Annotated in this window: 19 protein-coding genes, 1 tRNA gene and 1 pseudogene; 12 read left to right on the forward strand and 9 right to left on the reverse strand. The window is 60.9% G+C overall.

Features of this window, described 5'->3' with window-relative positions:
- Window positions 1-197 precede the first annotated feature (197 nt).
- On the reverse strand, window positions 198-365 hold the full coding sequence (locus tag FHP24_RS28700; RefSeq protein ID WP_180355938.1) for a hypothetical protein: 168 nt from the start codon (window positions 363-365) through the stop codon (window positions 198-200).
- Between the two features lie 153 nt (window positions 366-518).
- On the opposite strand from FHP24_RS28700, the gene FHP24_RS09515 reads away from it, so the two are divergent.
- The 3 genes from FHP24_RS09515 to FHP24_RS09525 all read left to right on the forward strand — a co-directional run bounded on the left by FHP24_RS09515 (window position 519) and on the right by FHP24_RS09525 (window position 3,596).
- A complete protein-coding gene (locus tag FHP24_RS09515; protein WP_139675813.1) occupies window positions 519-1,136 on the forward strand; it encodes a TetR/AcrR family transcriptional regulator in 618 nt (205 codons plus the stop codon).
- 31 nt (window positions 1,137-1,167) lie between these two features.
- A complete protein-coding gene (locus tag FHP24_RS09520; RefSeq protein WP_139675814.1) occupies window positions 1,168-2,391 on the forward strand; it encodes an MFS transporter in 1,224 nt (407 codons plus the stop codon).
- Between the two features lie 134 nt (window positions 2,392-2,525).
- Window positions 2,526-3,596: an alpha/beta hydrolase family protein gene (locus tag FHP24_RS09525; RefSeq protein ID WP_139675815.1), complete on the forward strand. Its 1,071-nt coding sequence runs from the start codon at window positions 2,526-2,528 to the stop codon at window positions 3,594-3,596.
- 37 nt (window positions 3,597-3,633) lie between these two features.
- On the opposite strand, the gene FHP24_RS09530 is transcribed toward FHP24_RS09525, so the two are convergent.
- Together FHP24_RS09530 and FHP24_RS09535 are read right to left on the reverse strand one after the other, a co-directional pair.
- Window positions 3,634-4,155, reverse strand: coding sequence for a GNAT family N-acetyltransferase (locus FHP24_RS09530; protein WP_139676204.1), 522 nt, complete (start codon window positions 4,153-4,155; stop codon window positions 3,634-3,636).
- 19 nt (window positions 4,156-4,174) lie between these two features.
- Window positions 4,175-4,750, reverse strand: coding sequence for a helix-turn-helix domain-containing protein (locus tag FHP24_RS09535; RefSeq protein WP_139675816.1), 576 nt, complete (start codon window positions 4,748-4,750; stop codon window positions 4,175-4,177).
- 159 nt (window positions 4,751-4,909) lie between these two features.
- On the opposite strand from FHP24_RS09535, the gene FHP24_RS09540 reads away from it, so the two are divergent.
- Together FHP24_RS09540 and lepA are read left to right on the forward strand one after the other, a co-directional pair.
- Entirely contained in the window at window positions 4,910-6,190 is a 1,281-nt protein-coding gene (locus tag FHP24_RS09540) for an MFS transporter (RefSeq protein WP_139675817.1), read from the forward strand.
- 63 nt (window positions 6,191-6,253) lie between these two features.
- A complete protein-coding gene (gene lepA / locus FHP24_RS09545) occupies window positions 6,254-8,077 on the forward strand; it encodes a translation elongation factor 4 (protein ID WP_139675818.1) in 1,824 nt (607 codons plus the stop codon).
- Between the two features lie 104 nt (window positions 8,078-8,181).
- Here the strand turns inward: lepA and FHP24_RS09550 are convergent, their stop codons facing one another.
- Window positions 8,182-8,745, reverse strand: coding sequence for a hypothetical protein (locus tag FHP24_RS09550; RefSeq protein ID WP_139675819.1), 564 nt, complete (start codon window positions 8,743-8,745; stop codon window positions 8,182-8,184).
- A 381-nt stretch (window positions 8,746-9,126) separates the two neighbouring features.
- On the opposite strand from FHP24_RS09550, the gene FHP24_RS09555 reads away from it, so the two are divergent.
- Together FHP24_RS09555 and FHP24_RS09560 are read left to right on the forward strand one after the other, a co-directional pair.
- Entirely contained in the window at window positions 9,127-10,473 is a 1,347-nt protein-coding gene (locus FHP24_RS09555; RefSeq protein ID WP_139675820.1) for an NAD(P)/FAD-dependent oxidoreductase, read from the forward strand.
- Window positions 10,474-11,038: 565 nt separating this feature from the next.
- Window positions 11,039-13,975 (forward strand): hybrid sensor histidine kinase/response regulator, encoded by a 2,937-nt coding sequence (locus FHP24_RS09560; RefSeq protein ID WP_139675821.1) that lies wholly within the window; start codon window positions 11,039-11,041, stop codon window positions 13,973-13,975.
- 34 nt (window positions 13,976-14,009) lie between these two features.
- Here FHP24_RS09560 and FHP24_RS09565 read toward each other — a convergent pair whose 3' ends face one another.
- Window positions 14,010-14,249 (reverse strand): hypothetical protein, encoded by a 240-nt coding sequence (locus tag FHP24_RS09565; RefSeq protein WP_139675822.1) that lies wholly within the window; start codon window positions 14,247-14,249, stop codon window positions 14,010-14,012.
- A gap of 246 nt (window positions 14,250-14,495) precedes the next feature.
- On the opposite strand from FHP24_RS09565, the gene FHP24_RS09570 reads away from it, so the two are divergent.
- Entirely contained in the window at window positions 14,496-16,268 is a 1,773-nt protein-coding gene (locus tag FHP24_RS09570) for a methyl-accepting chemotaxis protein (RefSeq protein ID WP_139675823.1), read from the forward strand.
- A 106-nt stretch (window positions 16,269-16,374) separates the two neighbouring features.
- Here FHP24_RS09570 and FHP24_RS09575 read toward each other — a convergent pair whose 3' ends face one another.
- Complete coding sequence (locus FHP24_RS09575; RefSeq protein ID WP_139675824.1) at window positions 16,375-16,674, reverse strand: hypothetical protein; 300 nt, start codon at window positions 16,672-16,674, stop codon at window positions 16,375-16,377.
- 192 nt (window positions 16,675-16,866) lie between these two features.
- On the opposite strand from FHP24_RS09575, the pseudogene FHP24_RS09580 reads away from it, so the two are divergent.
- The 4 genes and pseudogenes from FHP24_RS09580 to FHP24_RS09590 all read left to right on the forward strand — a co-directional run.
- A pseudogene (locus FHP24_RS09580) lies at window positions 16,867-17,697 on the forward strand (NAD(P)-dependent oxidoreductase); the annotation flags it as partial.
- Window positions 17,698-18,069, forward strand: a complete 372-nt coding sequence (locus FHP24_RS28705) for a SelT/SelW/SelH family protein (RefSeq protein WP_180355968.1) — start codon at window positions 17,698-17,700, stop codon at window positions 18,067-18,069. It begins immediately after the preceding pseudogene.
- A 92-nt stretch (window positions 18,070-18,161) separates the two neighbouring features.
- A tRNA-Leu gene (locus tag FHP24_RS09585) sits at window positions 18,162-18,248 on the forward strand.
- 86 nt (window positions 18,249-18,334) lie between these two features.
- On the forward strand, window positions 18,335-19,789 hold the full coding sequence (locus FHP24_RS09590; protein WP_139675825.1) for a tyrosine-type recombinase/integrase: 1,455 nt from the start codon (window positions 18,335-18,337) through the stop codon (window positions 19,787-19,789).
- 108 nt (window positions 19,790-19,897) lie between these two features.
- On the opposite strand, the gene FHP24_RS09595 is transcribed toward FHP24_RS09590, so the two are convergent.
- The 3 genes from FHP24_RS09595 to FHP24_RS09605 form a co-directional block, all read right to left on the reverse strand.
- On the reverse strand, window positions 19,898-20,335 hold the full coding sequence (locus FHP24_RS09595) for a hypothetical protein (protein ID WP_139675826.1): 438 nt from the start codon (window positions 20,333-20,335) through the stop codon (window positions 19,898-19,900).
- Between the two features lie 560 nt (window positions 20,336-20,895).
- On the reverse strand, window positions 20,896-21,675 hold the full coding sequence (locus FHP24_RS09600; RefSeq protein ID WP_139675827.1) for a tyrosine-type recombinase/integrase: 780 nt from the start codon (window positions 21,673-21,675) through the stop codon (window positions 20,896-20,898).
- Window positions 21,654-21,971, reverse strand: coding sequence for a hypothetical protein (locus tag FHP24_RS09605; RefSeq protein WP_139675828.1), 318 nt, complete (start codon window positions 21,969-21,971; stop codon window positions 21,654-21,656). The genes FHP24_RS09600 and FHP24_RS09605 overlap by 22 nt, the downstream gene beginning before the upstream one ends.
- Between the last annotated feature and the right edge of the window lie 24 nt (window positions 21,972-21,995).

A 21,995-nucleotide genomic window follows, 5' to 3' on the forward strand; every position in this document is an offset into this window, starting at 1 on the left:
GATGGCACGGCTCTCCTTCGCCATCATCATACGTCAAGGACGGCCGGGCGGCAGGCATTCCGACAGGCACGCGGATCATTTTATCTGAAAGTGTCGAGCAGGGGTGATCTGCGAAAAACGAAAGAGCCCCGCACGTGGCGGGGCTCTTCAAACTTTCATCCGGTGCATCATGCTCCGGACCTTAAAGCGATGTGACGTCAGCTACCGCTATTGGTACGGTTGCTACCGACATTCGTGTTCATCGACGATGTCTTTCCATCCGGGCCTTGCCCGTAATAGGTACCGCCGAGGTGGCCGCCCGAACTGGTGTTTTCGACCTGCCGTTTGGCACGCTTGATGGCCTGTTCTACGTCACTTTTGCTCATGTCTGTCCTCCAGCTTTCAAGGTTGGTGACAGGGTTCCAACCCATGGAATCTGAAACGGTTCCGAAATTCTTTCGCCGCTTGCAATCGCGCCGCTTGACTGAACCAGATCATGCGCCTATTTGGAAACAATCATTTCCTAATTGGATTTTGTCATGAGCATCGACATCAGCCCTACCAGCGCGCGAGCCGCAGGCCGGCCGCGCGAATTCGATATCGACGAGGCGCTCGACAAGGCGATCACCGTGTTCAGCGAACAGGGTTATCACGGCACCTCGATCTCGGACCTGCGCGAGGCGATGGGGCTGACGGCCGGAAGTTTGTACAAGGCATTCAAGGACAAGCATGCGATCTTCCTTGCGTCCTTCGATCGATACAAGCAGGTGCGCAACGCGCTTCTGGACGAGGAACTGGCCAAGGCGACCGACGGACGCGACGGTGTGCGGCGCATGCTCGCCTTTTATGCCGAAGGCGCTCATGGCGACGGAGGTCGCCGTGGCTGCCTGGCGGTCGGGACCGCCGTCGAGCTTGCGATCTTCGACGACGAGGCGGCGCGCCGGGTCGAACGTTCCATGGACCGTTTCGAGACCACGTTCGAGGCGCTGATCCGAAGGGGCCAAGAGGATGGCACCGTCAATCGCTCGATCGAGCCCAATGCGACGGCGCGTCTGCTTTTGTCCGTCGTTCAGGGCCTTCGCGTTCTGGGCAAGACCAGCCCCAGCCGCGCACAAACCTTTTCCGTGGTCGATGTGGCGATGACGCTGCTCGACTGAGCAATACAAGAGACTTTTCAAGGATACCCCGATGACCAATACGTCCGCGGCGATCGAAGCGCCGGCAAGCCATGGCCGGATGACCGCCGGCCTCACCTTCGTCATGGCCGCAGCATGCGGCCTGATCGTCGCCAACCTTTATTACGCCCAGCCGCTCGCCGGCCCGATCGCAGCGGCGATCGGCCTTCCGCCCCACCTGACCGGCCTGATCGTAACCCTGACCCAGATCGGTTACGGCCTCGGCCTGCTGTTCATCGTGCCGTTGGGCGATCTTCTCGAAAATCGACGGCTGATCCTGATCATGATCGCGGCAACGGCGCTCTCGCTGGTTGCGGCGGGGCTCTCAAGCACCGCCCTTCCCTTCCTGCTTGCCTCGCTCGCCATCGGGCTGACTTCGTCGGCGGTGCAGATGATCGTGCCCTTCGCCGCCAGCCTGACGCCGGAGGAACATCGTGGCAAGGTCGTCGGCAATGTGGTCAGCGGCCTGATGATCGGCATCATGATGGCGCGCCCGGTCGCAAGTTTCGTCACCGGCCTGTCCAACTGGCATGTCATCTTCCTGGCTTCGGCCGCCGTCATGGTCGCGCTCGGCTTCATCCTCGCCGTTCGCCTGCCGAAGCGGACGCCGCGCACACAGCTTTCCTATGCCGGCCTGCTCGCCTCGCTGGTCACGCTTTATGCCACCCAACCAATCCTGCGCCGTCGCGCCTTCTACCAGTTCTGCCAGTTTGCCGCCTTCAGCCTGTTCTGGACGGTAACGCCGCTGGTTCTGGCAAGCCCTGCATTCAACCTCAGCCAGAACGGCATCGCTCTCTTTGCACTCGTCGGCGTTGCCGGCGCCATCGCCTCGCCGATCGCCGGACGTCTTGCGGACCGTAACCTCGGCAAGCCGGCAACCGGACTTGGCATCCTCTCGGTCGGCGTCGCCTTCCTGATCACCCATCTGTTTGACGAGGGATCAACGGCAGCACTGGCCCTGTTGACGATTGCAGCGGTTCTGCTCGATTTCGGCGTGGCAATGACGCTCGTCATTAGCCAGCGGGCGATCTACACGCTCGGCGCCGATCTCCGTTCGCGCCTGAACGGCCTGTTCATGGCAACCTTCTTCGTCGGCGGCGCACTCGGTTCCGCCATCGGTGCCTGGGCTTTTGCCGAGGGCGGCTGGATGCTCGCCTCAACGATTGGCGTGGCCTTGTCGGCTGTCGGTTTCGTCTATTTCCTGACGGAACGGACGCCACGCCACCACAAGGCCTGAGGCCGCAAGCCGGCTCTCCTTTGCGGGCCGGCAGAAACGGCGGATGACAATAAACGACCTCGATCGTGTTCGAGGTCGAGTGTCCGCCATTCATCTCGCATCACTGACCCCGTTTCCAACAAACGAGGTCACCCATGAAACTGACTGCACTATTCCTCCCCCTCCTATTCTGCACGGTCGCCACAACGGCTAGCGCCGCCGAACCCGTCGGCGTCCGAAAGATCAGCGTCGTCACACAGGATTATCCGCGGCCGCTCGCCGTCATCGTCTGGTACCCGTCGAAAGGTGACGGGCAGACGACCGAGCATGATGACGACAGGATTTTCGAAGCCAACTCCGCCTCAACCAATGCGACTATCCGCGAGAGTCGTTTTCCACTGGTGCTGCTCTCGCATGGTTCCGGCTCACGTGTAGACGGTATGGGCTGGATTGCCACCGAACTGGCCAAGGCCGGTTATATCGTCGCCGGACCCAACCATCCCGGCACCACCAGCGGCGATTCCACACCTGCCGCCACACCGAAAATATGGGAACGCACGCAGGATATCTCGGTCCTGATCACCGCACTCGCCGCAGATCCAGACTGGCAGGGTTCCATCGATCAGAAGCGCATCGGCATGCTCGGCTTTTCTCTCGGCGGGGCCACGGCGATGGAACTGGCCGGTGCCCGACCGGACCTCGATGCCTTCGTCAACTATTGCGATGACGAACAGCCCGGCATGCTGGATTGCACCTGGTTTCGCGGTGGCCGCGGCTATGCCGGCGGAGATTTCGTCAAGGTCGAGCCATTCGACCTGCGCAATATCAATCGGAAGCTCTTCGAACAATCCAACCGCGACCCGCGCATAAGCTCGGTCGTGGCAATCGATCCGGGGCTTGGTACCGTGATGAAGCCGGATAGCGTCAAAACGATCGATATACCGGTCACGCTCGTCAATCTCGGCAACGAAGGTGAGGTGCCGCGTGCTGTTCTCGCGGATCAACTCGCAAAAGACATCCCCGGCTCGAGCTACATCCGGATCGACGATGCCGACCACTACAGTTTCCTGCCGATCTGCAAGCCGGGTGCATCGGATTTCCTCAAATCCGTCGGCGAAAGCGACCCGATCTGCGAGGAAACCGCCCGCCCGCGTGGCGACATCCATGCACAGCTCAGTCGTCTCATCGTCGAAGCCTTTGGCAGAACGCTGCAGGCCGGCAATTGATAGGGCACCGGAAGGCCGGCCGCGACCCGGCCTTCCGTCAGCCGATCCGCTTGTAGAAGATCGTCGTGTCGCAAAAACCGCCCTGCGGCCATAACGCATAATCGGGAATGACGCCGACGCGTTGCCAGCCGAAACGCGGATAGATCTTTTCCGCTTCGCTGCCCGTCGCCGTGTCGAGAACCAGAAGCGTGCGGCCGCGGCTGGCGGCTTCCTCCTCCACCGCCGCCATCAGCTTTCGCGACAGGCCGAGCCCGCGGGCAGATCGATGCACGAGAAGCTTCATAAGGTCGCCGCGATGCGGCTGGTTCGGCCTTGCGACGAGGCCCACCTGCGCCGTGCCGACCACCCGCCCCTCCACTTCCGCCACGCCGAGGATGATGCCGCCCTTTTCCACCTGATCGGCTATGTCACCCCAATAGGCTTCTCCATCCTTCGGCGCGAAGGGCAGCATGAAGCCCAGCGATGCGCCGCCGTTGATGCAGTCGGACAGGGTCTCGCAAAGGTCCGGGATGGCGGTGCGCGCCTGTGCGGCGTCGAGGATGCGGATCGTCGTGGTCATGTCTGTTGCCTTTGTCATGTCAGCGTCCACGGTTCAAAATCACGGCGTAACGGGCCGGTTTGCCGGACGGATTGTGAAAGTCGAAAGCGTCGCCGATATCCATGAACAGGCAGTCGCCCGGCTGCAGCCGATAGGTCACATCCGGCAGCACCATGTCGAGCACCCCTTCGAACAGCCAGACATGCTGGGTCATCACCCGGCTTTCCTCGCGCGGCGGAAAACTGACCCGAGCGCCCGCCGGAAAATCGATCTCGACGATATCGACAGGACTCGGCATGCCCGGCGGAGACACGGAACGGCGCAGATATCCGGTCGTCTGATCGCGCCACAGCCGCTGTTCGGGACGTTTCGACAAAGGCGAGGAAGAAGGCTCGTCCGGGGCGAAAAAGGCCGACAGCGTCAGGCCAAGCCCCTCGCAAAGCCGCGCCAGAAGCGCCGCCGTCGGGCTTGCCTCGGCGCGCTCGATGCGGGAGATCATCGCCCGGCTGACACCGGAGCGATCCGCCAGCTGTTCGAGCGTCAGTCCGCCCGCCGCCCGCAGGGTTCTTAACCGCTCGCCGATTGCCAATTCGAGTTCACTGTCCGAATTTTCCATTATCAGAGATTTTCATTCTCTCATCGTGGAGTCAATCATTTTGACGATCCCGTCGGAAAATTCGCCGCGGTGGCGTTTGTGCGATAGCGGACCCACCGTCGGATAGGATAAGCAGGCCGGACAGATGATGTGAGACATAGCGGCTTTCGGAGATTTTGCATGACGGCTCAGGCTCAGGTCAGAGTTTCGCCCCTCTCCATCGCGAGCATCATCATCTCGATGACGATCGCCGCCATCGGCAGCGGCATCATGGCAACCTACGTTCCCTTCGTGCTGACCCAGAGCGGCGAGACATGGGCTGCACGCCTTGCCGTGCCCGCGCTTGCCTTCGGCGGCTTGCTCGGCTGCGTCCTCGCCGGACCGCTGATCCGCCGCGTCGGCCATGCGCGGCTGTTCGCCTGCTCGATGGCGATGGTCATCATCGGTGCGGTGCTGATCGCCGCCGACCTGCCGGCCGCCTGGTGGATTCTGGCACGCGCGATCTATGGTGCCGCGTCGAACGTCAACTTCATCATCGCCCAGAGCTGGCTCAACCACGCGGCCTCCAACGAATGGCGCGGACGGGCGATGTCGTTCTTCTACATGTCCTTCGTTCTGGCGCTCGGCGGCGGCGCATGGCTGTTCGGACAGGTGCCGGCCGATACCAATCTGGCGCCGCTGATCGTCGTTTTCGTCACCGCGCTCGCCATCCTGCCGATCGGGCTGACACGCCTGCCGAACCCGCCGGCGCCGGCCAGCGTCAGCGTCAACGTCAAGATGGCATGGAAGATCTCGCCGGTCGGCCTCGTCGGCGTTCTGGCCTCCGGCGGGCTTTCGATGGTGGTGCAGGGCTTTACCCCGATCTATGCGACACTGAACGGCGTGACGCAGGGCGAGGTGGCGCTGCTCATGCTGGTAATGCAGACGGGGCTCCTGTTCATCCAGTATCCGCTCGGGATCATTTCCGACAGGCTCGATCGCCGCGTCGTGCTGCTGTTCACCTGCGGGCTGATCGTGGTTGCCGGCATTGCGGCGCTTATGGTGTCGTTCACCACCTTCGTGCTGCTGATGATCGTCTTCCTCGTCTTCGGCGGTGCCGTCGAGACCGTCTATTCGGTCGCCAACGCGCATGCCAACGACCGCGCCGATCCGGGCGATTTCGTGCCGCTCTCCTCGACGCTGCTCGTCGCATGGTCGACGGCTGCCACGATCGTGCCGCTTGCCATCACCTTCCTGGCCCCGGAATTCGGCCAGCAGACCTTCATCTATGCGATCATCCTCGTGGCCATCGCCTATGGCGCCTATATCGTCTTCCGTCTGAAGGAACGCGGCCCGGCGCCGGAAGACGAGCGCGAAAGCCACGAGATGCGCAGCGCGCAGATGCCGAACGCCGCGACCATGACGGAACCGGGGGCTGCAGAGGCGCAGGCGGAAGCCAAGGCGCAGGCCCTGGAGGGCTGATAGTCAACAAACGGTTATCTTCCCCCTTTGCGGCGGGGATTGTCACTGATATATGCGCGAACCATGAGCACCAATTCCCGCACGCCGCTTGACCATATCCGCAACTTCTCGATCGTGGCCCATATCGACCACGGCAAGTCGACGCTGGCCGACCGTCTGATCCAGACGACCGGCGGCCTTGCCGAACGCGACATGTCGGAACAGGTTCTCGACTCGATGGATATCGAGCGCGAGCGCGGCATCACCATCAAGGCCCAGACCGTCCGCCTGCATTACAAGGCGAACAACGGCGAGACCTATATCCTCAACCTGATCGACACACCCGGCCATGTCGACTTCGCTTATGAAGTCTCGCGTTCGCTCAGCGCCTGCGAAGGTTCGCTGCTGGTCGTCGATGCCTCCCAGGGGGTCGAAGCGCAGACGCTGGCCAACGTCTATCAGGCGATCGACAACAATCACGAGATCGTCACCGTCCTCAACAAGATCGACCTTCCCGCCGCCGAACCGGAGCGGATCAAGGAACAGATCGAGGAAGTGATCGGTATCGATGCCTCGCAGGCCGTGCTGATCTCGGCCAAGACCGGCCTCGGCATTCCCGACGTTCTCGAAGCCATCGTCCACCAGCTGCCGCCGCCGAAGAGCGAAGCCGGGGACAAGGGCCCGCTGAAGGCCTTGCTGGTCGATAGCTGGTACGACACCTATCTCGGCGTCATGGTTCTGGTGCGCATTCTCGACGGCGTCCTCTCCAAGGGCATGACCATCCGGATGATGGGCACGGACGCAAAATACCAGGTCGAACGCGTCGGCGTACTGACGCCGAAGATGCTGGCCGTCGATTCACTCGGTCCGGGCGAAATCGGTTTCTTCACCGGCTCGATCAAGGAAGTTGCCGATACACGCGTCGGCGACACGATCACCGAAGACAAGAAGCCGACGGCGAAAGCGCTGCCGGGCTTCAAGCCGGCCCAGCCTGTTGTGTTCTGCGGTCTCTTCCCTGTCGATGCGGCCGATTTCGAAGACCTGCGCGCCGCGATGGGCAAGCTGCGTCTCAACGACGCCTCGTTCTCGTTCGAAATGGAATCGTCTGCCGCTCTCGGCTTCGGTTTCCGCTGCGGCTTCCTCGGCCTGCTGCATCTCGAAATCATTCAGGAGCGCCTCGAGCGCGAGTTCGACCTCGACCTGATCGCCACCGCCCCGTCAGTGGTCTACCAGCTGACCATGAGCGACGGTTCCGAGCGGGAGCTGCACAACCCTGCCGACATGCCGGATGTGGTGCGCATCGCCGAAATCCGCGAACCCTGGATCAAGGCCACCATCCTGACGCCCGACGATTATCTCGGCGGCATTCTAAAACTCTGCCAGGACCGTCGCGGCATCCAGACGGAACTCACCTATGTCGGCAAGCGTGCCATGCTCACCTATGAGCTGCCGCTCAACGAAGTGGTGTTCGATTTCTACGATCGCCTGAAGTCGATCTCCAAGGGTTACGCCTCGTTCGACTACCATCTCGACACCTATCGCGAGGGCAACCTCGTAAAAATGTCGATCATGGTCAATGGCGAGCCAGTCGATGCGCTGTCCATGCTGGTTCACCGTTCCGCTGCCGAAAAGCGCGGCCGCGACATGGTGGAAAAGCTGAAGGACCTGATCCCGCGGCACATGTTCAAGATCCCGATCCAGGCCGCGATCGGCGGCAACGTGATTGCCCGCGAAACCATCTCGGCGATGCGCAAGGACGTGACCGCCAAGTGTTACGGCGGCGACGCCTCCCGCAAGCGCAAACTGCTCGACAAGCAGAAGGAAGGCAAAAAGCGCATGCGCCAGTTCGGCAAGGTCGACATTCCGCAGGAAGCGTTCATTGCGGCGTTGAAGATGAAGGACGATTGAGGGTAACGCCAAGCGTTTCAGCCGGTCCGAAGTGACCACCTCAGTGATTTTATGGCAAACGCCGCCCCGAAGGGCGGCGTTTTACGTTCTGCTAAAGGCAGACTTTACTCGGCCGCCATCCTGGCAGCCGCCTTGGCGCGCGCCTTCCGGGCAATACTCTCCGCAAAAAGCGGGGTCTCACGGTGATTATGGTCGCCGCCGGCGGCCTGACGGGCGGCGGCGGCCTGTTCGAATGTCTGGCCGTGCTGCTCGATGAAGCTCATGAAGGCGTCCGTCGGATGGCAGGTGACACGGTTCGTATAACGCGTGCGGTTGCCGTCGATGGGTTCGGCGATCAATTCCCAGATGACGTTGACCTGCGTGCGTTCGCCAGTCGGCGTGAACACGTCGGAGATCGAGTTCATCCGGCAATAGGACGGCGTGGCTTCGTCCGCGACATAATGTTGAACGACCAGGCCCGTGCCGATCATTTCGACGTTGATCGACATGCGGCGTCCGTCATCGGCCGTGGTCGATCCGGCGGCGATATGGTCCGGCGGGCAGCAGCGCTGATATTCGGCCTCGGCCAGATTGAACAGCCAGTCGGCGATATCGACCGCCTCAAAAGACACATCGATCTCGTGCGAATAGGCGGATTGGGACAGAAGCTTGTCGGTTAGAACGTTCATGGTCATGTCCTTCGAACTGGGTTTCTCCCCGGCTTTGGTTCCGATCCCGCATCCTGCGCGGGACTTAAAGCCGGGCGCTTGGCAGAACCCCTGTTCTGCCCGCTCAGCACGTTCTCATCCGGCCGTTCGAACCTCAATCATACATGGGGCTTCGGGCATCATCCCTGAGTTTAACCCCTGCCCTCCTCGGTATTACGATCCACCGCGGAGACGGGATTTATTCCGCGCGCCACCCGCAATTTACGGCGGATAGACCGGACCATTACCCGCTGCACGCGATTACCGTCACCAACGCACACTGTGCCGCTTTACGTTCTTGATCGCCCCCGTTTGACTGGATACGACTTGGTACAGCAACCTCCCACCAGTCAGGACGCACCCGTGCCAATCTTTCCCTTTTCCGAAGCAGACCCCATCCAGTTTCCCGGCCCGACGCCGAAACGTTCGGATGTGGTGATCATCGGCGGGGGCGTGATCGGCGTTACCACCGCGCTTTATCTTGCGGAAAAAGATGTGCAGGTCACGCTGGTGGAAAAGGGGCGGATCGCGGCGGAGCAGTCATCGCGAAACTGGGGATGGATCCGCAAACAGGGGCGCGACGCCGACGAGTTGCCGATCGTCATCGAGGCGTGCCGGCTCTGGAGACAGCTGGCAGGGGAATGCGGCGAGGATATCGGGCTTGCCCAGACCGGTGTCACCTATCTTGGCAATTCGGCCAGCGACATGCGCCGTTTCGAAGACTTCATCAAGATCGCCAGGGTCCACGACGTCGATACGCGGCTGATGAGTTCGGCGGAAACTGCAGGCTTCATAGCCGGGATGGCGTGCAAATTCCATGGCGCTATGACGACGCCTTCGGACATGCGGGCGGAGCCTTGGCTGGCCGTGCCGGCGCTTGCCCGGCTGGCGGCGCGCAAGGGTGTCACGATCGTCGAGAACTGCGCCGCCCGAACCCTCGATATATCCGCCGGACGGGTCAGCGGCGTGTGGACAGAGGCTGGCCTGATCGAGGCCTCCAACGTGCTGGTGGCCGGCGGCGCGTGGTCGTCGCTGCTTTTGCGCAAGCACGACATTTCCATCCCGCAGCTCAGCGTCCGGTCGACGGTCGCCGCCACCGAGCCGATGCCAGAGGTGCATGCGGGCGCGGGCGTCGACGATCATGTCGCCTTCCGGCGCCGGCAGGACGGCGGTTATACGCTGGCGCCCGGTGGCGGCAGTGCGCTTTACATCGGGCCGGATGCCTTTCGCCATGCGATCAAATATCTGCCGGCCCTTTTCGACAATCCTTTCGGGCTGCGTTACCTGCCAGCGGCCCCCTCCGGTTATCCCGATGCATGGTCAACGCCGAGGGACTGGACCGCGGAGACGATCAGCCCGTTCGAACGGATGCGCGTTCTCAATCCGGCACCCTCGCAAACGGGGCTTCGCTCGGTTGTCCGGGAATTCCAGCGGCTGTTCCCGAGCGCCGGACCGGTTCGCCTGAAGACCAGCTGGGCCGGCATGATCGATGCGATGCCGGATGTCGTGCCGGTTGTCGATCGCGCCCGGTCGATCGATGGCCTGTTCATCGCCACCGGCATGAGCGGCCACGGTTTCGGCATCGGACCGGGCATTGGACGGATCGTCGCCGATCTTATTCAGGGCAATGCTGTCGGGCATAACCTCAGCCGTTTCCGGCTGTCGCGGTTTTCCGATGGAAGCCCGATCCGGCTCGGTCCTGCGCTTTAGGAAGTCAGGCACCGAAAACGGCCCCGACTTGGGGATGGATCCGCCTTCGGGGCCAATCAAATCAGCCTCTTGAATAAAATTTCATCCCCGCCCTCTCGACCTGTGCCTACAATTACCCCGTTCCGCTTCGGCTACACCGGTCCGCATAACCGGCGAAGGGGAGCCGGTGATCGCAGGAACCGCCCTTATGCAGGCGAGACATGCGGGGCCGCGCAGAAAATGGTCTGCCTCCCTGAACAAGGGGCGTGCGTGTGTCGCACACATCCCGGGTCGCTTGCCGAAAGGCATCCGATCCGCAGCAGACGGACCGGCGTTGCGTGGAAAAACACACCGAACGGGACACGCCGAGTGTCACTATTAAAAACTCAATTCGAGGCACCCGACGTGTCCCGGCCGAAATTCGAAGTCGAGAACGCCAAGAGACGAGTCTGTCTTCAGCAACCCACCCATAATCTTGCGGCTTGCACCGGAATACAAAGCGCAATTATGCTTCAAGCACTTGGAAGATCGGCACCCTACGCCATATAGTGCCGGCTCAATCCATCCTCATATGCTTGGTGAATTCATGAACTATCAGGTCGTATCCGCCCATTGGCCGATTGGCGGAGGCGAAGCGGGCGAACTCGTACGCGGCTATGACTGGTCGAAGACCTCGCTTGGCCCGATCGCCGAATGGCCGTCGCATCTGAGGATCAAGGTCAATTCGATCGTCAACTCGCCCATCCCGCAGGTGCTGATGTGGGGCGACGATCATGTGATGATCTACAATGACGGCTATATCGAGATCGCCGGCAACTATCACCCCCGTGCGCTCGGACAGACCGTGCCCGGCATCTGGCCGGAAATATGGGAGTGGAACAGGAAGATACTCGAAGCCGGCTTCCGCGGTGAAGTGCAGTCCTTCCGCGATCAGGTGATGGTGCTTCACCGCCACGGCGTGCCGGAAAACGTGGTCTTCGACCTGTTCTACACGCCGATCTATGCCGAAAGCGGCAAGGTCGACGGCGTGCTCTGCACCGTGCTTGAAAACACCGACAAGGTGAAGGCGCTCAACGCGCTGGCGGAAAGCCGTGAGGAACTTTCCCGACTCACCAATGCGCTGCCGATCCTGGTCGGTTTCATCGACCGCGACAACACCTATCGTTTTGCCAATGAAGGCTACCGGGAATGGTTCGGCCTTCCCGCTGCCGATGTGATCGGCAAACATGTGGCGGATATCGTTGGCCAGGATTATTACAAGACTCGCGTCCCCTTCATCAACAAGGCGTTTTCCGGCGAGGCCATCATCAACGACACGGTGATCCGCAGGCCGGACGGCGAAAGCCGGGCAGCGGAAGTGCGTTATGTGCCACGTCGCACTGTCACGGGTGAGATTGACGGCATTTATGTGCTGATCATCGATATCGAAAGCCGAAAACGCTCCGAGAACGCGCTTCGTCGCAGCAATGACCGGTTCCGCGCGGCCGTCAACGCCATCCACGGCGTGCTGTGGACCAATACGGCCGATGGTCGGATGGTCGGCGAGCAGCCGGGCTGGGCGGCACTGACCGGCCAGTCTCCCGAGCAATACCAGGGATATGGCTGGTCGAACGCCGTGCATCCGGACGACCGGGCCGGATCCGTCGCCAGCTGGCAGACTGCCGTCGCCACCAAGTCCACCTATATCTGGGAACACCGGGTGATGCGGCATGATGGCGTCTACCGTACTTTCTCGATCCGTGGCGTGCCGATCATCGACGCTTCAGGCGAGATTGATGAATGGGTCGGCGTCCATACCGACATCACCGAGCAGCGCGCGGCGGAAGCCAGCCTGCAGGAACATGCGAGCAATCTGGAGCGGCAGGTCCGCCACCGGATGCGCGCGGAAGAACAGCTCAAACAGCTCAACGAGGGACTGGAAGCGCGGGTCGAGGCGGAGATCGCCGAGCGCCGGCTGGCAGAGCGGGCGCTGCAACAAGCGCAGAAGATGGAATCGATCGGCCAGCTGACCGGCGGAGTGGCGCATGATTTCAACAACCTGCTGCAGGTCGTGGCGGGCAATCTGCAGCTTCTCGCCAAGGACATCGCCGGCAACGACACCGCCGAGCGGCGCGTCTCAAACGCGCTTGCAGGCGTCAACCGCGGCGCCAAGCTGGCCAGCCAGCTGCTTGCCTTTGGCCGTCGCCAGGCGCTGGAGCCGCGGGTTATCAATATCAGCCGCTTCATCTCCGGCATGGACGATCTCCTGCGCCGCTCGCTGGGCGAGGCGGTCGAAGTCGAGGTGATTGCCGGCGGCGGGCTTTGGAACACCTATGCCGATCCGACGCAGGTCGAAAATGCGCTGTTGAACCTTGCGATCAATGCCCGTGACGCGATGGAAGGATCCGGCAAGCTGACGATCGAGGTGGGCAATGCCTTCCTCGACCAGGATTATGCCCGCGCCCATGCAGAAGTGGCAGCCGGTCAATATGTGCTGCTCGCCGTTACCGATACCGGGTCCGGCATGACGCCAGATGTACTGGAAAAGGTGTTCGAACCGTTCTTCTCGACCAAGCCGGAAGGCAAGGGAACAGGGCTTGGCCTCTCCATGGTCTATGGCTTCGTCAAACAGTCCGGCGGGCATGTGAAGATTTATAGCGAGGTCGGCCAGGGTACGACGGTCAAGGTCTACCTGCCCCGCTCGGTTGCCGACGAGGACCGCGAGGTCGTCATCCAGGGCGGTCCGGTCGTCGGTGGCACGGAGACGGTGCTTGTCGTCGAGGATGACGAGCAGGTCCGCAACACCGTGATCGAGACGCTGACCGATCTCGGTTATCGGGTCCTGTCGGCCAAGGATGCCCAGGCGGGTCTCAACGTGGTCGATAGCGGCATTCCGATCGACGTGATCTTCACCGACGTCGTCATGCCCGGTCCGATGAAAAGCCGCGAAATGGCGCGCCGCGCCAAGGAGCGTCTGCCCAATCTCGCGGTGCTCTTCACATCAGGCTATACGGAAAACTCGATCGTCCATGGCGGCATTCTCGATGTCGGCGTCGAACTTCTGTCCAAACCCTATACCCGCGAGGCATTGGCCCGGCGCATCCGCCACGTGATCGCCAACCAGAAGCAGCTTGAACAGGCGACTGCACCGAGAACCGAAGCCTTGGCGCCGGCAACTGACGGCTCACCAACGGCGCTCAAAATACTGCTGGTCGAAGACGACTTTCTCATCCGCAGCAACACCGCTGAAATACTGATGGAATTCGGTCACGAGGTGATCGAGGCCTCGAACGGGCAGGAAGCCCTGGCGGAGCTCGCAGGTACCGAGATCGATCTGCTGCTGACCGATATCGGCCTGCCGGATATCAGCGGCGGAGAACTGGTGCAGCGCGCGATCGCCATGAAGCCGGGACTTGCCGTCGTTTTTGCCACCGGCGAAAACCACAAGCCCGAGGGCGCGCCCTTGGAAGCCGGCCTGCTGCGAAAGCCCTATAATGAGCAGGATATCGCCAGGGCGATCGAAAGCGTTACGGCCCGACGCTGACGCCCGGTACGATATCCCGGCCCAAGATCCCGGCCTAGTGGCCGGGATGCGGCAGGTCAGAGGGGGTGATCCACACCCGGCCGTCGAAAGCCACCTCGCCCTGGTGAAGCTTGCGGCTTGCAATGGTTTCGATGAGGCCCAGTTTCGAGCGGACATTTCCGATGCGGCTGTCATTGACCACGCAGATTGCGTGGCACGCTGCGTCCTCGTGCATCAGAAGCAGCGTATGATGCGCATTGTCGAGGATCTTTCCGGGCAGTGTCTGGAGCGTCATGCTCTTCTCCTTGCCGATGGTTTCAACCGACCGTCATGACGACGACCTTCGGCCAAACTCCTCCAACAGGGTTAACGAAAGGTTAACATCCGGAGGCAAAGACAGCCAATGCGTGCATCACAACAATTCAGTCAACACCTTGCGTAGCAAGGAATAAACTCCGAGTTATCAGTAAGTTAACTCGATTATTATATTTAGACTAAAATTCCGTAGTAACCTTCCCTCTCATATTGAGGATCATCAAATATGTTTTTGTTCCAATCCAGTTCAGACCAAGTTCTCAATGCCCTCGATCTTTCGATGGCGATCATCGAATTCGATCTGGAAGGGCGCATTCTCAAGGCCAACAAGAATTTCTGCGATCTGATGGGCTATCAGCCGCAGGAAATCATCGGCAAGCATCACAGCCTTTTTGTCGAATCCAGTTATGTAAAGTCTCAGGACTATACAGCGTTCTGGAACGCGTTGCGAAAAGGCCAGTTCTTCTCCAATGATTTCAAGCGGATCGCCAAAGGCGGGCGGGAAGTCTTCATCCGCGGCAACTATAACCCGGTCAAGAACAGCAGCGGCAAGGTCATCAAGGTCGTCAAATTCGCAAATGACATTACCGAATCCAAATTACACGCGCTCGACAGCGCGGCAAAGATAGACGCCATCTCCCGCGCCCAGGCGACGATCGAATTCAATACGGATGGCACGATCATCGGCGCCAACGAAAATTTCCTGTCGACGCTGGGTTATGGTCTGAGCGAAATCGTCGGCCGGCATCACCGCATGTTCGTCGACCAGGCCTATGCCGCTTCTCCGGATTATGCGCGCTTCTGGGAACGCCTTCTTTCCGGCGAGTTCGTCGCCGGCGAATTCACCCGCATCGGCAAAGGCGGACGCAACGTCTTCATCCAGGCCTCCTACAACCCGGTATTCGACGACACCGGCCGGGTCATCAAGGTCGTCAAGTTCGCGACTGACGTGACGCAACGGGTGGAAAACGTCGAACGTCTGGCTTCCTGTCTGACCAAAATGGCGGATGGCGATCTTTCCCAGACGATCGAAACACCGTTCATCGCGTCGCTGGAAAAACTACGCATCGATTTCAACACCGCTTCCGCAAAGCTGCGTGAGGCCATGGCAATGGTTTCGGACAATGCCCGGGCGATCGCCTCAAGCTCCAGCGAAGTCCGCGTTGCGGCCGACGACCTTGCCCATCGGACCGAACGGCAGGCAGCGTCTGTCGAGGAAACCGCTGCCGCTCTCGAAGAAATCACCACGACCGTCAAGGATTCCAGCAAACGTGCAGAGGAATCCGGATCGCTCGTCAATCGCGCCAAGGCGGATGCCGAACGCTCGGGCGAGATCGTTCGCCAGGCGATCACGGCGATGGATTCGATCGACAATTCGTCCCGCGAGATTTCCAACATCATCGGCGTCATCGACGAGATCGCCTTCCAGACCAATCTTCTGGCGCTCAATGCCGGCGTCGAAGCCGCTCGTGCCGGTGAAGCCGGCAAGGGTTTTGCCGTCGTGGCGCAGGAAGTGCGTGAACTGGCACAACGCTCCGCCAGTGCCGCCAAGGAAATCAAGGCGCTGATCACCACGTCGGGCAATCACGTGGCAAACGGCGTCGATCTCGTCAGCAAGGCCGGTGCCGCGCTGCAGGAAATCGGCGGACACGTACACCAGATCAATTCGGACATCATCGCCATCATCGATGCCTCCCGCGAACAGTCGCTTGCGCTCGGCAACATTAACCACGCGATCAACGAAGTGGATCAGGGCACGCAGCAGAATGCCGCGATGGTGGAGCAGCAGACCGCCGCAAGCCGCAGCCTGGCCAATGAATCGCAGGCGCTGTTCGCATTGCTCGAGCAGTTCCGTTTCGGCCAGACAAGCGGACATGCTGCGGCTTCGGTACCGACAAAAGCCATGAGATCCGCACCGAAACCCGGCCGCGATCAGGCACAGTTCCGTACGGCAGGATCATCAGCGCTTGCCGTCGATCCGGGCTGGGAAGATTTCTGAACCGCTGATCAGGCTGCAAGACCGGCGACCACATATTAACCCGAAAAGCCGCCCGCTCGATGAGCGGACGGCTTTTTTAGTCTGACCGGTTAAGCTGCGGCTGCTGTTAGCCACCATTCGCCGGCGCTGCCGGAGCAGGCGTGGCCGGAGCCGGAGTAGCGGGAGCAGGCGTTGCCGGAGCCGCGGGGGCTGCCGGGGCCGGGGTTACCGGCGTTGCAGGCTGCATGGTCGAGGACGTCGTTGTTGCATCTGTGGGCGCGCCACCCATCTGAGACCAGACGAATGCACCCACGACGATTACCGCGAGGACTGCAACCCAGCCCATCCAGGATGAGCCACTACGAGGCGGCGGTGCCGGCGTGCGCAGATCGGGACGGTTGTCATTCGGATTGGGATCATAAGCCATTTCGTTTCCTCCTTTTCCAGCCAATAAAATGCGCGTTACCGGATTTTGTTCCGTAGCGGGGCATTTCCGTCGCAGCAGGCAACCGATGAAGCTTCTCATGGAGACTCCATAACCCTGGCGTCGCTTGTGCCCGCCTCAAAAAGACGCGCTATAATGGCGGCTTCGATTCTTACGGAAGACGGGACGTTCTGCATGACCAAATCTCGCATCGGCATTATCGGGCTCGGGCGCATGGGGCGCGCCATGGCGGCAAGGCTGACGTCCTGCGGCTTTCCCGTCACAGCGTGGAGCCGTAGCGGCGTGCCAGAGGATTTGCGCGAAACCGTCACGACCGCAGCGGATGTACCAAGCCTCGCCGAAACATCCGACATCATCGTTCTCGCACTTCTGGACGACGCCGCCGTGCATGCGGTCGTCGCGACCCTCGAGACGCTTGATCTTTCCGGCAAGCTGATCGTCGATACCAGCACGGTCAGCCCGCTCACCCTTGCCAGCCACCAGGCCGCGATAGAGCTAAAGGGCGGCAGGTTGGTGGATGCGCCGATATCCGGCGGGCCTGAGACGCTGCTGGCCGGAAAGGCCGGCTTTTATATCGGTGGACGAGAAGAGGATTTTCGCCGCCTTATGCCGGTGGTGGAAGTGCTTTCCGATCGCATCCACCATGTCGGCGCACTGGGCCACGGGGCGGCTTCGAAACTGATCAACAACATGATGCTCACCGGGCTTTGGGAAAGCCTGAAAGAGGCGCTGCAGCTCGGCGCCAGAGCCGGCCTTGCGCGCGACAAGATGATCGAGGTTCTGTCCGGCAGTCCGGCTGCCAGCCCTGCCCTGAAGGGCCGCCTGCCCGTCGTGCTGGGCGAGACGGATCATGTCGGCTTCCCCGTTTCCGGCGTGGTCAAGGATGTCAGCGTGGTGCGCGACTATGCCGCTCATCTGGATGTGGCCATTCCTGCGATGAAAGCTGCGCTGGCGAGCTTCGAGAACGCGTCGAAGGCCGGCTTCGCCGATGCGGATCTCGCGACGATGGTGAAGCTCGCCCTCGACGAGGCGACAGCCGGAAACAACGCGAGCCCGGCCACGACGTCCCCCGGCAAGCCCCACATCACCATTCTCTATTGCACCCAGTGCAACTGGCTGCTGCGGGCGGGATGGATGGCGCAGGAGCTGTTGCAGACTTTCGGCGATTCGCTCGCACAGGTCGGCCTCATTCCCGGCACCGGCGGCATATTCGAAATTAGGCTGGATGGCGCTCTTATCTGGGAGCGCAAGCGGGACGGCGGCTTCCCCGGCCCGAAGGAGCTGAAGCAGCGGGTTCGCGACGTGATCGACCCCGACCGGGACCTCGGCCACCTGGATCGGCATGCCGCCAAAACGGGGGCACAAAACCCGGCTTGAGACCCTTCCTGAAAAGTTTTTCGGTAACTGACACAGAAACTTCAAAAAGCCGGTTGACAGGGAGAGGCCACCCCCGTACATCGCTCTCCGTTGCCCAGATGGCGGAATTGGTAGACGCGCCAGCTTCAGGTGCTGGTACCCGAAAGGGTGTGGAGGTTCGAGTCCTCTTCTGGGCACCATTCCATTTTGAGAAACGTAGATTTCTCAACGTATTCAATACTTAGCAGGTCCTTGCGGTACACTTTCCGGTCCACCGGAGGTCCACATGAGACTTGTCTTGAGATACGCAAAGCGCCTCGCTAACGGCACTTGGGAATACCGCCGACGCATCCCCAAATCGGTGAAGGAACTGCTCCAAAAAGGAGAGTTCAAACGGGTCCTCGGGACGTCCGAGAAGGACGCCCTCAAGAACTATCCGAGGGTCAATGGGGTCTTCGAACAACTAATCGCCCGCTCAGCACAAGAGATCGCTATTCAGGCTCGTCTGACGGGACCAGAGACCGACGCAGAGGCGGCGCGGGCAGCGCGGAAGCGACTTAGAGAACTCCAGCAGGACATCGTTTTCGTTGGTGGTCGCCAGTTTCCTGCAACGGACCCGGAGGCAGCGGACCTGTATGTCGACAGCATACTGGCCGGTTATCCAGAAGACCCGGAGACAGGAAACCCCACTGCCGTTCCAAAATCGGAAGCAATGGCACTCCATGCCCTTGTGAGTGGCACCAAGGTAGCGGAGGCCTCTCCCACAGTCGAGGACGCGAAGCGGCTCTACATTCGGGAGAAGCTGAACGGCGGCCTCAAGGGTGACGAAAAGAAGGCTGCGGATCGTGTTATCCGGCTTGTTGGTGTCGTCCATGAAGTTCTTGGCTCCCCGCTCCGGCTTTCCGACATTGGTCGAGAAGGGGCCAAGGAGGTTCGGGATACCCTCGCTGACAGCGTGAAATCAAATGGCTCAAGCGTCGCCCCGGCAACCGTCAAGAGGAACCTCAACACGCTCAAGGCTATGATCAATCATGCGATCACGGAACTGGAGCTTGAAGGCAAGGTGTCGAACCCATTCAACAAGCTTCCTGTTCGAGGGCTGAATGAAGAAGATACGGAGGCAGACAAGCGCGACCCCTTCCCCATGCAGATGTTGATTGAGCTTCGTGAGCGCATACTTTCTTCATGCAACCCGGAGCTTTGCCTAGTCTGGCGGCTTCTGGAGGGGACGGGGTGCCGGGGTGCCGAGATTACCGGCCTCCGCGTCGCTGACGTCGTAGTGGACGGGGAGACGCCCCATATCGTGGTGACATGGCACGAGGACCGCCGCGTGAAGACCAAGTCATCGAGAAGACATGTACCCCTGAGCGGTGATGCCCGTGCTGCCGCCAAAGAAGCCCTGTCGCTCGACCGAGAGGGTTCCATGTTGTTTCCTAGATACGGCCGTGAAGGCGGCGCTGACGCTGTGTCACAAGCCCTCATGAAACATATAAGGCGCGTGACGGAAAACGAACGACTGGTAGTCTACTCGCTTCGCCACAATATGAAGGACTGGCTTCGTCTTGCCGAGGTTGGCACCCTAGACCAAAATCTCATTCTCGGCCATTCGCTCGGCGGGGTCGGGGATCGGGTATATGGCGGGACCCCCGTCAAGCTCCGGATCACCTCCGCAGCTATGCGCAAAGCTTATGGCGTCCGCATCGAAGAGGAGAAACGAGCGAGGGCCGCAGCGGCGGAATAACGCCTCTTTGAGGCCGAGGCGATGTGAAAGCATACTAACGCGGGATCGCGCTTCCAAGGATGTGCGGCAGGGCAGCGATAACCTGGCCGCTGCATACCAGCCCCTCCGTCATATCAGCGCCGAGAACTCATTCAGCTTGGTGACGGGTAAAACTTCCACCTTGGTCGCATAGCGGTGGTCGAAATAGGCCCGAACGGGCGACGTCTTCACCTTGTCAGCCGGGGCCTCGTAGGCGACCAGTAGTCCCCCGGCCCTTTCGATGGCTTGGCACCCTGCGGTGGACGGCAACCAGCGGCGTAGTGTTTGCAGGTCAGCGCATCCGAACCTGTCATGCTCCGCAACGTGATCGGTCAAGCCATCAGCACCTGCGATATATCGGATGTGCGGAACGCCCGGACGTGCTTCCGGTTCATCGAACTTCTGTATGGCTCGGGCCGCGGCGAAGAAGTGGAGCTTAGCGAAGCCGGTCACCCCCACACCCCTGCCATGCTCATCCTCGACACGCCAAATTCTTACGCGCTGCGTTGCGTCTGTTTTCTCGTCCAAGTTTTGGTCACTCCTTCTCGATTACAATGATGCGCCCCTGACGCCTGACGCGGGGACTGATCGGTGCATTGGTTTATGGGGTGGATCGGGACAGTTCATCCCGCAAAGGCGCTGGTGGGCCGACCTGTAGGCGTAGGGGCCGATTTGCCGTTGGCCGTGTCAGAGGGAACTGAAACAGATACCCGTGGCAAAAGACACAGATAGCATTATTGGCTACTCTGTTCCTTCGGACCTCCGTCCTCCGTCGTCGCTATTGCAGGACCCACTACAGAAGCAGGAGGAACCGTGAAGGTGGTCGCTATGAACCTTCCTATACCAATAGGTATATGCACAGGGAGGCCCATCCTAGTGTGCGGGGTAACTGGCCGGTGGCTATCGGGGTACCGCTTGGGGTCAGTACCGACGACGGAGGACGAAGGTCCGAAGTGATATTGTGCGGTAGGGACCCTGTCTTTATGGGCTGCACGAGGGAGTGGAGCGCCGGGACACGCCCCAAGGTCCAACCACCATGGGGCGCCTCTCAGAACCACTCCTGCGTCCCTTACGGCGACCCCTGACGACTAACGCGCTAGACCCTCTTGTGCCTTCTCCCGCCGTCGCTTCGGCTTCTGCGATCCGCCCTCAAGGACGTGAAGGATATCCTCCAGCCCTCGCGGCTTCATCTGCATGTAGCGCATGGTGGTCACGATGGCCGAGTGGCCCATCCATTCCATGACGCGCTTGATATCGACACCGGCCAGCACCAGACGAGTGCAGCACGTATGGCGGAGGACGTGAGGCGTGACGTCGTGGAACGACAGCACTTCCCGCATGGTGTCCCACCGGCTGCGCATGGTGTGTTCGTTCTGGTGGGTGAACGGTCCCTTGTTCCTGCCGAACTCTGCCTTCTGGCGTCTGGCGAGGATATCCCTCACGCGCTTCGTCAGGGGGACCGTGCGGGGCTTCTTGGTCTTGGTCTTCCAGAAGGTCACGGTCGAGAACTGCGGGCCGAAATCGTCCCATCCCGCCTTCATCATTTCCGAGAAGCAACGCGCTCCGGTGTCGATGAGGCAAGCCGTCAGGTCGTAGTTGTCCTGATCGTTGTTCGCGGACCAGTAGGCCAGCAAGACCTTCTCCTCGCTGTCGTCAAGGAACCGGAAGCGCGTCTTCTCGACGGAGTTCCACTTGATCGACGGCATCTTGTCGATTGCCCCGGCATCGTGTGCCGTCTTGAGGATTTTGGAGAGCGCCGCGATCTTCTTGTTGACGTAGGACGGCGCGAGGCCAGCGTCAGCGAGTTCGACCTTCCATTCCGCGATATCAGCCGACGTGATCTCGTTCAGCGGCTTGTTGCGGCCCAATAGTCCACGGCGGTCTGTCCGTTGCGGATTTGGGCGACAACTCCACGGGCCTGAGAGGACCAGACAGTGCGCTTCACGAAGTCGAAGCACGGGCCGAGGAGTGACAGGTCGCGGGTCTTGCTCCCCTCCAGATGATAGTTGTTCAGTGGCGGCACCGGCTTGCCGAGCGACACAGCGGCCCGTGCAGCCTCCTCCCAAGCGATTGCGCGATCCTCTGTTGGGAATGACGGGCGGAAGCGGGAACCGTCCTCAAGGGCAACGTCGGCTTGCCAGCGGCCTCCTCTTTGACGTGCCATTCAGCCCTCCCGACCAGAGAGAGC

It is taken from the genome of Aliirhizobium smilacinae, from assembly GCF_006335145.1.
In the GTDB taxonomy this organism is placed as follows: domain Bacteria; phylum Pseudomonadota; class Alphaproteobacteria; order Rhizobiales; family Rhizobiaceae; genus Neorhizobium; species Neorhizobium smilacinae.

Coding starts and splice junctions, on each gene's coding strand:
- FHP24_RS09565 (WP_139675822.1), bottom strand. CDS start 14,249: ATGACGCTCCAGACACTGCCCGGAAAGATCCTCGACAATGCGCATCAT.
- FHP24_RS09530 (WP_139676204.1), bottom strand. CDS start 4,155: ATGACCACGACGATCCGCATCCTCGACGCCGCACAGGCGCGCACCGCC.
- FHP24_RS09535 (WP_139675816.1), bottom strand. CDS start 4,750: ATGGAAAATTCGGACAGTGAACTCGAATTGGCAATCGGCGAGCGGTTA.
- FHP24_RS09605 (WP_139675828.1), bottom strand. CDS start 21,971: ATGGCACGTCAAAGAGGAGGCCGCTGGCAAGCCGACGTTGCCCTTGAG.
- FHP24_RS09550 (WP_139675819.1), bottom strand. CDS start 8,745: ATGAACGTTCTAACCGACAAGCTTCTGTCCCAATCCGCCTATTCGCAC.
- FHP24_RS09515 (WP_139675813.1), top strand. CDS start 519: ATGAGCATCGACATCAGCCCTACCAGCGCGCGAGCCGCAGGCCGGCCG.
- FHP24_RS28705 (WP_180355968.1), top strand. CDS start 17,698: ATGGTGAAGCTCGCCCTCGACGAGGCGACAGCCGGAAACAACGCGAGC.
- FHP24_RS09590 (WP_139675825.1), top strand. CDS start 18,335: ATGAGACTTGTCTTGAGATACGCAAAGCGCCTCGCTAACGGCACTTGG.
- FHP24_RS09570 (WP_139675823.1), top strand. CDS start 14,496: ATGTTTTTGTTCCAATCCAGTTCAGACCAAGTTCTCAATGCCCTCGAT.
- FHP24_RS09520 (WP_139675814.1), top strand. CDS start 1,168: ATGACCAATACGTCCGCGGCGATCGAAGCGCCGGCAAGCCATGGCCGG.
- FHP24_RS09540 (WP_139675817.1), top strand. CDS start 4,910: ATGACGGCTCAGGCTCAGGTCAGAGTTTCGCCCCTCTCCATCGCGAGC.
- FHP24_RS09575 (WP_139675824.1), bottom strand. CDS start 16,674: ATGGCTTATGATCCCAATCCGAATGACAACCGTCCCGATCTGCGCACG.
- FHP24_RS09525 (WP_139675815.1), top strand. CDS start 2,526: ATGAAACTGACTGCACTATTCCTCCCCCTCCTATTCTGCACGGTCGCC.
- lepA (WP_139675818.1), top strand. CDS start 6,254: ATGAGCACCAATTCCCGCACGCCGCTTGACCATATCCGCAACTTCTCG.
- FHP24_RS09560 (WP_139675821.1), top strand. CDS start 11,039: ATGAACTATCAGGTCGTATCCGCCCATTGGCCGATTGGCGGAGGCGAA.
- FHP24_RS28700 (WP_180355938.1), bottom strand. CDS start 365: ATGAGCAAAAGTGACGTAGAACAGGCCATCAAGCGTGCCAAACGGCAG.